Source organism: Methanogenium sp. MK-MG (genome assembly GCF_009914725.1).
Taxonomy (GTDB): Archaea; Halobacteriota; Methanomicrobia; order Methanomicrobiales; family Methanomicrobiaceae; genus Methanogenium.
Genome location: NZ_JAAAWJ010000078.1, coordinates 1 through 8,625 on the forward strand (window position 1 = coordinate 1; position 8,625 = coordinate 8,625).

The following is an 8,625-nucleotide window of genomic DNA, read 5'->3' on the forward strand; positions in this document are numbered from 1 at the left end:
ATGAAGGCCGCCCGTTCATTATTGCAGGTCACAGTCAGGGGACGATGGCATTAATCGAACTCATCAAGAATCGCTTTGGCGATGACGAAGCGCTCCGCAACCGTATGGTTGCCGCGTATCTGATCGGCTACACTGTAACGGATGTGGATCTGAAAGCGGCAGGACTGACAGCAGCAGAGCGTGCGGATGACACCGGCGTTGTGGTCACCTACAACACCCAGTCGCCAACGTCCGTCGGCGGCCCCATGCTCATGGACGGAGCACACTGCATCAACCCGCTCAACTGGAAGACGGATGATACCTATGCTCCGAAATCAGAGAATATGGGTGCACGGTTTTATAATGATTCGACCGGTGTTCTGCTGCGTGAAGTAGACAACTACTGTGATGCACAGATAAACCTGACAACGGGCGCACTCACCACGACGATTCCGGAAGGCGAGGAGCTTGATATCGGTGCATATCCGGAAGGCGTCTATCACCGCTACGATTATGCATTCTGGTACCGGAACCTCGAACAGAATGTCGGCGACCGGGTTTGGGCATTTTCCGAACAATAATTCTCTTTTTTTGTATCTTTGTCTTTTCAAAAGGCCTGCTGGTACGGTTCACATGGTTTCAGGATCGGATGGTGCCAAAAATAGCTATCTTCCTTAGAGACTGATATGGGTGAATACTATACTGGAGGGTGGAAAGAAGAGAAGCTCCGTTGCTCGTCTTGATGAAATGTACCTGTTTTTCCGGTCAGCTGGTCGTTGCATGAGGAACGGGGGGAGATGGATTGGGTCTGGTAATGGGAAAGGAAGTGTTCATGTGCCCCCCAATAGCAGGAAGGCCCGTCCGTCTGGGGCCGACCGGGCCTATGGGTTTCCTGCTCATTGACATCCCTTCCTGCGGCATACAGTTCCCTTCACTCCGGGGGTCCGGTCAGGTTCAGAATTCCTCCAGAAGCCCGTAGCCGTAGTTGCCCAGTCTGTTGCCTGCCCTCTCTTCCGGATAGCTGGCAAGAATCAGGCCATGTTCTTCAAGAAACCGCTCGGCGATGTTCCTCGTTATAATGGTGATCTTCTCTTTTTCACCTGGAATTTCCGTCCACCGGTACATGTAGTAGATGTCCGGTCTCTCTTCACGATTCTTTATGAATAGATCCCTGCCGCGCCCGTACCGGCGGTCATCCTCCGAGACCGGTCGTGGGGCAAGGAACACTCCGGTGTCGTTCTCCGTATCCAGAACAATATCCCCGCCTTCAAGTTCAACCATTCTCTGCATTTTCGTTTGCCTCTTTTTTTGTGTGATGGGCCCACAACAGGCCGGGAATTGGGTCTGTGCGGTCATGGGCGAAAAACCCGGCACACCGGAACACCCCCCTACTGGTGGATACCGGTGCGTTTCCGGCACTCTTCACTAATACACACGTGCATAAATAATTTACTATTTGTCATACTTATTCACAATTTATTGAACAATTATGACACTCTTCTATTCTCCCGGAACTATCAGCTGTACAGTGTTTAGGGAGTCGGTCTTTCAGGTATCCCTCCACTGCCCTCATATCACCCGGCCGTTTTCTTCCCCGGCATCCGCGTCCCTGAATGTGATATACACATGCGGGTACGAAATTTCGATGCCTGCCCTGATCAGTTCTGCATGCAGCGAGCGCAGGATATCAGCCTTTGTGCCGTAGTAATCAGGAGTCTTTCTCCGGCAGCGGAGTGTAAAGTTCACGAATAAAGCAGGCAGGAAGCCCACAACTTTAGTCGTGGGTAGTTGACTTTGGTGTGTGCCCCTTCCTGAATGTACGCGGTCCCCATCGGGGTGGAGGTCCTGCCCGTAAAAAAATGCCTCTCGCTCTCTTGTTTGGTAAAATACGCCGAGAGGGAGATTTGAACTCCCGGGGTGCGAACACCAGAGGCTTTCGAGGCCCCCGCCTTTCCGGGCTAGACTATCTCGGCATGAGAAATGTGCGGATTATAGTTGCCCTTCCGGGAGTATAATAGTAACGAAGCGGTGCGGGGACGAAGATGCTGCAAAGATCCGGACATGCGATACGGAAAGACCGGCTGGAAATCATGGCCCTGGCTGGTATAACTATCATATATCTGTGGCACCCACCAGAGTCTTATCATGAGGTGGTCGGAATGACTGTTCGTTCTTTCTCTGCCGGGCTGCGTCTCACCCAGGGGAGTAGTGAGATATGAAACACGTGATCAAGGCAGACGGGACACGCCAGCCCTATGACCGATACCGGGTGATGCGGACCGCCCGCAATTACGGGGTCCCTGATGATTATGTCATTGAGGTCGCAGCAGACGTTGAACGGCACCTGCATGATGGCATACGTACCCGGGATATCCTGCGTATGATCCATACATATGCATGCAAATATCATCCGGCGGTTGAAGGCCGGACAAATGTACGAAGGGCCATCGGTCTGCTCGGTCCGAAACCGGACTTTGAACTCTATGTTCAGGCCCTGCTGAGAGGCTCCGGCTACGAGGTTGAAGAGGGGAGGATATTACAGGGAAAGTGCGGCGAGCATGAGGTGGATGCGATTGCCCGCAAAGACGGCATCACCTATTTTGTCGAGGTGAAACACCATCACAGCCATCACCGCATGACCGGTCTGGATGAAGGGCGAATCGCGCGGGCCATCGTCGAGGATGTACAGGAAGGCTACAAAACGGGAAAAAATCATTTCACCATCGATAAGGCGATGATCGTCTGCAACACCAAACTCTCCGCCCACGCAAAACGGTATGCCACATGCTGGGATATCAAACACATCGGCTGGGACAACCCGAAAGACGAGAATATCGCGGCAATGGTTGCCAACCTGAAGCTCTGCCCGGTGACACTGATAAAAGGAGTCAATGCCGGAATGAGAACGAGACTGGTGGATGCAGGGATTGTGACGGTGGGGCAGCTGCTGGAATATACTCCTGATGTAGTGGCAGAGAAGACCGGTATTCCGATACAGGAGATTATTCTCCTGGTGGACCGGGCGAAGAGGCTGGAAGAATGATGATGAAACTGTTTTTTTGGGAAGGAACGCATCTCAATTCTCCTGTTTTTGCCGGTATGCACCATTTTTGTTCCCAGCATGAGCGAGTGATCCAGTTCTGGACCGGTCAATAGTCATATAAACTCTTGTGTCGTGACTTCGCCTCAGCAAGAGCAGGGGAAGTGGAGTCATGGTGAGGAAATTTATACCCCCGGCAGTCGCGGTGAGCAGATGCATAGAATCTGATCACTGCCGGTGGAACGGCGACATGATCACGAGCCATATTGTGGACCGGTCAATGGAGCTTTCTCTTGGAAATCTGAACCGTGGCCGGGACCTCCGGGCCCAGCCGCCGCTGCCCGGAGTGTGATGACAATAGATCTTTCATTTGTCCTGGACCCCCAGTTCTTCTCCCTGGTGATTCTCCCGCTTCTCATCTTCACCGCCCGCGTCGTCGATGTCACCTTCGGGACGCTCAGAATCATATTCGTCTCACGGGGGCTGAAACTGCTCGCCCCCGTTGTCGCCTTCATAGAGATACTCATCTGGCTTGTTGCTATAAGCCAGATATTCCAAAATATTGGGAGCGTTGTCAATTATATTGCCTATGCGGCCGGATTTGCTGTTGGCAGTTATGTCGGGATCATCGTGGAGGAACGGATGGCGATCGGGCTGATGCTGGTCCGTATCATCACCCATCACGATCCAAAAAATCTGATTTCCGCACTTAAATCCAACGATTTCGGAGTGACTGTCGTGGATGCGGTTGGAAAACATGGTCCGGTGAGACTGATCTTTTTGGTGGTCAAGCGCAAAGACCTTGAAACAGTGATCGGGATGGTCCATCAGCATAATCCAAATGCCTTCTACACCCTAGCCGATGTCCGTTCGGCGAATGGAGGGGTGATCCCCCATCTCTACAGAAAGCCGAGAAGATGGCTGTCAGGCCGCTACCGGAAAGGGAAATGACACGGGAGCGGGGAAAACGGAAGAATGTAAAATATAGGGGAAAAAGAAACAGAGGGGGATCATTCTTCCCTGAAATCCCTTTGCAGAATGTTCCCGGGTGGGGGAAACAGTCCGTATGGGAACCTCCGGGCCGGAAATGTATCTGCCTTTGATGATGTCTGTTATCATAGACGAAATTCCTTAAAACCGCTTAATAAAGCTTAAAAAATGTTGTGGGTATTGAGTGACTGGAAAAGAGAACGAGAGCCGGATAACCGGCTACTCATTCATTCTTTTACTGTTTCCGGGAGAGAAGGGCCGCAACCATCCCCGCACCGCCAATGATGGCGAGAAGACCAAGTGGGCTCTCCTGCGTGGTGGTGCCTGTCGGAGTTACCGTGTCTTCCTCTTCAGGGACAGCGACGGTCACCGGTGGTTTGGATGCTGTCTCATTACCGGGTGCTACAGTGACGGAAACATCAACCGTATCCGTTCCGGCATCCCCCGGCACGGCAGCATCGGTGGTGACTGCCACCTTCTGCCCGTCACCTGCGGCGATGGCAAAGGAGGAGAAGCCTGGTGATACAGCCTCATAGTATACCCATCCGTTCTCTTCCCGGACAAGCGATGTGGGGAGATCCTGCCAGACACCGTCATGGAAACGCCAGAGTGTGATCTCTGCTGGAAGCAGTTTCTCTGCTTTCAGCCATGCATTGGGCACCCGGAACGAGAAGTCAGCCTCACTGATTTCATCATCCGTCATGCCGTTGAGCTGTGCGGAGAGGTACTGGTAGACTGGTCCTGCAAGGCCGTCCGGGCCGTTGCCTGCCCTGTCCACGGCGAGCAGAATTCGTCCAGTATTTTCTTTTGCAGTGACCGTGACTGCCTGCACCGCAGAGCCGGTGAAGCGGAGTGTCGCAGATTCCCCGGCGCTCAGGGCAGGTGAAGTCGCCATGTCGGCGGACGCGTCCTCATCCGTTGCGGGCAGCGGGTTTTTGTTGAAGTAGCAGGCAGCAGGGTTCACTAACGGGCAGATATCGGTTTCATTGTTACGAATCATGAAAGGTGTCTCCCCGATGCCGTCATGGGTAGTATCGGTGCCGTTATACGTGCTCCAGTAGTTGCCCATCGTTTGGGTGAACGCCCGCCCGTAATACCAGTAGGTCTCCTCGGTCGGGGAGTGCCATATGATATTCGCCGCATCGGTCTGAAGTGCTCCCACACTTGTATCAGCCTTCGCACTCATCTCCCTGAATTCCCCGGTTGGGCTGGTTTCGTCCAACAGGACGTCGTCCATGCTGAGGCGGTCAAAGACGTCTGCTGCAGCAGAGTCACTGAGGATGCTCCCAAACAGGATGCCGTCGGTCAGCACAAAGTCATTGCGGTATACATAGACATTCTCTCCCGTGTCCAGTCCTTTCATGACCGGGTATGCCGCTCCGGAGAAATGGTTACCATACACCTCCGAGTTGTTTAGTTCCATGTTTGCCTGAACCGTGCAGTTATCCGCGGTATTGCCGTTTATCACAGCTCCGTCTGCGCTGATAGACATGCCGTTCCCTGCATTATTGCACCGGATGGTATTGTCAGATACCCGAATATCCCGCATATCCCACGTGTAGATCCCTGTGCCGGAGTTGTCCACCGTGTTGTTTGTCACTGCCAGAGTATCACCCTCTGAAGTGAGGATGCCCCCCCAGTGGCAATCACTGATGGTATTGCCGGAGATTGAGCAGTTGTTAGAGGAGGATCCTATCACGCCGACTCCTCCACTTGTTATGGTGTTGTCTGATACAGTGGTGTTCTCTGCAGATCTGAGTTCTATCCCCATACCATACTCATGGCAGGCAATCTCATTGCCTTCTGCCAGAGCACGGGATATCTGATCCATTTTTATGCAGGACTCCATATCCGGGCCAAACGAGGAGTCCCGCACGGTGATGTTCTCCGATTTATATGCCCTCACACCATAGTATGCCGCGTTGGCGGTGACATGTTCCACGATCACATCCTGGCAGGCGAGCAGGAAGATGCTGCATTCGACGGGTTCTGTTGTGATATCACGGATGATCATATCCGTACAGTTCACACAGATGACGGCACCTGCGTCTGAGGAGGCGTCAATCGTCTCCCCCGATATGCTCTCACGGTAGATGACCGGTTTGCCGTTCACCGTAACGGTCTCTGCAATGGTATTGCCGGGGTTCTCCAGGTAGTCTGTATACAAAAGATTGTAATCATTGTTGTACAGAGAGGTCTCAGAAAGATAGAGCCCTTTGCATAAGCCGATAAAGATGCCGGTTTGGTATCCGGTGCACCTGCAGTCAGACATCGTGTAGTTATTCCCATAGACGGAGATGCCCCTGCTCCACTCTTCATTTCCTTCAAAAGAGAAACCGGTGAGGGTGATGTTGTCTGTCCAAATCATAGCGCCGGTTTCTACACCCTCCGGGGTGGTGACAACGGGCATCCCCACACCTGTGAGGGTGACATTTTTGTACAGCGACAGTGCTTCCGGATACGTGCCGCTCTCAACGATGATGGTGTCACCGTCTGCTGCGGCGTTCACTGCCTCCATAATGGTCGGGTAATCCCATGGCACAACGGTGAGGGGGGTGGTGAACGCCTTGATACAGACATTGGTATTCGGGTAGTCAGTGGTCAGATCCTCCCAGGTGCTGCCGTCGTCACTCACATAACTCTCGCCCGGCCCGGCGGTGGCTTTGGATGAGTATCCGGGAATCGGCCACTCTACTGCAAGTGGGTAGACACTGGTCGGGGAGGTGATCTCCAGGACAACGGAAAATACCTCTCCGGGCATAAGGGTGACCGTCTCCGGGAGGGAGATGGTGTGGTAGCCGGGGAGTGCACTGGTGCCGGATGTCCATGCGACCGGTGCGGCATCGCCCGGCGGGGTGGTGAAGTTGGTAAAGATGGCAACTGTGTAGTCCGTATCCGGTTCAATGGTGTAGAAACTCACGTCGGTGAGTGCTTCATAATTGCCAGCTGTGAATACATTGGCCGCACAGTAGGTTGTGTCCGTTCCGGTTCCTATGTGCATGGTCGCTCCGAGAGGGTCATACTGATATATTCGTCTGTCTGTATCGGCAGGAACACCGGTGAAGAGTGCCGGTTCGCCAGTGTCTAATGAGCGGTCATAGTAGGAGATGTAGAAGTATCCGTCCTCCCCGAAATAGGTGCCCCAGCTGTTCTTCAGAATGAAGGCGCCGTCACCCGGGGGGGTGATGGCAAAGTTCTCTTTCGGGAAGGTATCATTCCATCCGACGAGCGTGACAGCATGGCCACCCTCAGGGGGATGGCCCTCTTCCGGCAGGTAATAGGTGATTCCGTTGTATGAAAAACAGGTTCTGTTCACCAGGAAACGGACACGGATGGCACCCTCATCCTTGAGTGTCTGCTTTAAGAGATCGTTATCGAGAGGACCTGTCCGGGTCGGCAGAAAGGTCACTTCGTGGGTGTCAAGCACCGGCGGGAGATCGGTGGGGGAGACGTTGGAGGGTATTGGAAGGATATATGGGTCATCTGCCTCCCGTATTGGCCCGCTTCCGCGGGTAAGGTAGGCTGTAGACATATAGGCGTTCCCTCCGTCGCAGGGACCATAATCAAAGCCGTCCGGGTAGAGGTTTGATAAGAGATTCTTCATATTGTTTTCAGAGAAGTCTTCTGCCGTTCCCGTGTCGGTGAGATATGTCGACTCAAGCGATCCGTACGCGGCAAATGCCCAGCAGCTGCCGCATTTTCCCTGGTCACGGACCGGGGTGACCCTGCCGGAATCACGGAGGTCAAAACGGGTGGGAAATGTTTCTCCATCGGCCTCTGCTGCTCTGTTGAGATCTGCAGGATATGTGTCCGGCCAGACCATGACAACAGGTGCCGGGATATCCCCGGTTGCATAGGGCATTCTGTAGGTGCCTGTCGCCGTGTAGGAATCGCCACAGCATTCGGTGGAGAACTGGTTGTCACCCGTGTCCAACCCTTCCGTGTATGCGACAAATTCCGGGTTGAGGGGTGCCTGTTCGATTGTGAGTGCTGCTGCCCCCTGCACAAGGATGAGGGCTGTTATGAGTAGAATTGCTGATCTGTTTAACGATGTGGGGGGCATGTCGTCACCTTAAAATATATGGTGAATTTGTCAGCGGAATCAGGTATTAAAGTGCTGGAATGTACCTGTGTCCTGTAATCTGCAGGAACGCGGGCATCCAGTGGACCCGTATCCCTGAAAAATGATGTGAAAAAAAGATTGGGATCATAAAAAGAGAACCGGATGTGGCAGGGTTCTCAATAATTCATTCACTCGTTTTATTTTTCACCGCTTCCGGGAGAGAAGAACTGCACCCGCTCCCGCACCGCCAATGATGGCGAGAAGACCAATCGGACTTTCCTGCGGTGTGGTGGCGCTTTCTGCCGGAGTTCCGGTGCCTTCCTCTCCGGGAATGGCGACGGTCACCTGCGGTTCGGATGCGGTTTCATTCACCGGTTCCGTCGTGACGGCAACATCAGCGGTATCCGTTCCGGTATCCCCCGGCACGGCAGCATCGGTGGTGATGGTTTCCTTCTGACCATCACCTGTGGCGATGGCAAAGGAGGAGAAGCCTGGTGATACAGCCTCATAGTATACCCATCCGTTCTCTTCCCGGACAACGGAGGTGGGAAGC

8 protein-coding genes and 1 tRNA gene are annotated in these 8,625 nt (G+C 53.5%); 4 read left to right on the forward strand and 5 right to left on the reverse strand.

What is annotated here, in order from left to right:
- The coding region (locus tag MKMG_RS09565) for a DUF3089 domain-containing protein (RefSeq protein WP_165077578.1) at positions 1-560 on the forward strand (560 nt) is incomplete at its 5' end.
- Positions 561-933: 373 nt separating this feature from the next.
- Here MKMG_RS09565 and MKMG_RS09570 read toward each other — a convergent pair.
- From MKMG_RS09570 to MKMG_RS09580, 3 genes are all read right to left on the reverse strand, one after another.
- Positions 934-1,269, reverse strand: coding sequence for a hypothetical protein (locus MKMG_RS09570; RefSeq protein WP_165077579.1), 336 nt, complete (start codon positions 1,267-1,269; stop codon positions 934-936).
- A 279-nt stretch (positions 1,270-1,548) separates the two neighbouring features.
- Positions 1,549-1,725 (reverse strand): hypothetical protein, encoded by a 177-nt coding sequence (locus MKMG_RS09575; RefSeq protein WP_165077580.1) that lies wholly within the window; start codon positions 1,723-1,725, stop codon positions 1,549-1,551.
- Between the two features lie 143 nt (positions 1,726-1,868).
- Positions 1,869-1,952: transfer RNA gene (locus tag MKMG_RS09580), tRNA-Ser, on the reverse strand.
- Between the two features lie 242 nt (positions 1,953-2,194).
- On the opposite strand from MKMG_RS09580, the gene MKMG_RS09585 reads away from it, so the two are divergent.
- From MKMG_RS09585 to MKMG_RS09595, 3 genes are all read left to right on the forward strand, one after another.
- Entirely contained in the window at positions 2,195-3,022 is an 828-nt protein-coding gene (locus MKMG_RS09585; RefSeq protein ID WP_165077581.1) for a restriction endonuclease, read from the forward strand.
- 169 nt (positions 3,023-3,191) lie between these two features.
- A complete protein-coding gene (locus tag MKMG_RS09590; protein ID WP_165077582.1) occupies positions 3,192-3,371 on the forward strand; it encodes a hypothetical protein in 180 nt (59 codons plus the stop codon).
- Positions 3,371-3,970, forward strand: coding sequence for a DUF2179 domain-containing protein (locus tag MKMG_RS09595; RefSeq protein WP_254059157.1), 600 nt, complete (start codon positions 3,371-3,373; stop codon positions 3,968-3,970). Before MKMG_RS09590 ends, MKMG_RS09595 begins: the two co-directional genes overlap by 1 nt.
- 274 nt (positions 3,971-4,244) lie before the next feature.
- Here MKMG_RS09595 and MKMG_RS09600 read toward each other — a convergent pair whose 3' ends face one another.
- Together MKMG_RS09600 and MKMG_RS09605 are read right to left on the reverse strand one after the other, a co-directional pair.
- Positions 4,245-8,072, reverse strand: coding sequence for a lectin like domain-containing protein (locus tag MKMG_RS09600; protein WP_165077583.1), 3,828 nt, complete (start codon positions 8,070-8,072; stop codon positions 4,245-4,247).
- Between the two features lie 204 nt (positions 8,073-8,276).
- Positions 8,277-8,625 (reverse strand): hypothetical protein (locus MKMG_RS09605; RefSeq protein WP_216842900.1); only part of this gene is annotated, 349 nt, incomplete at its 5' end.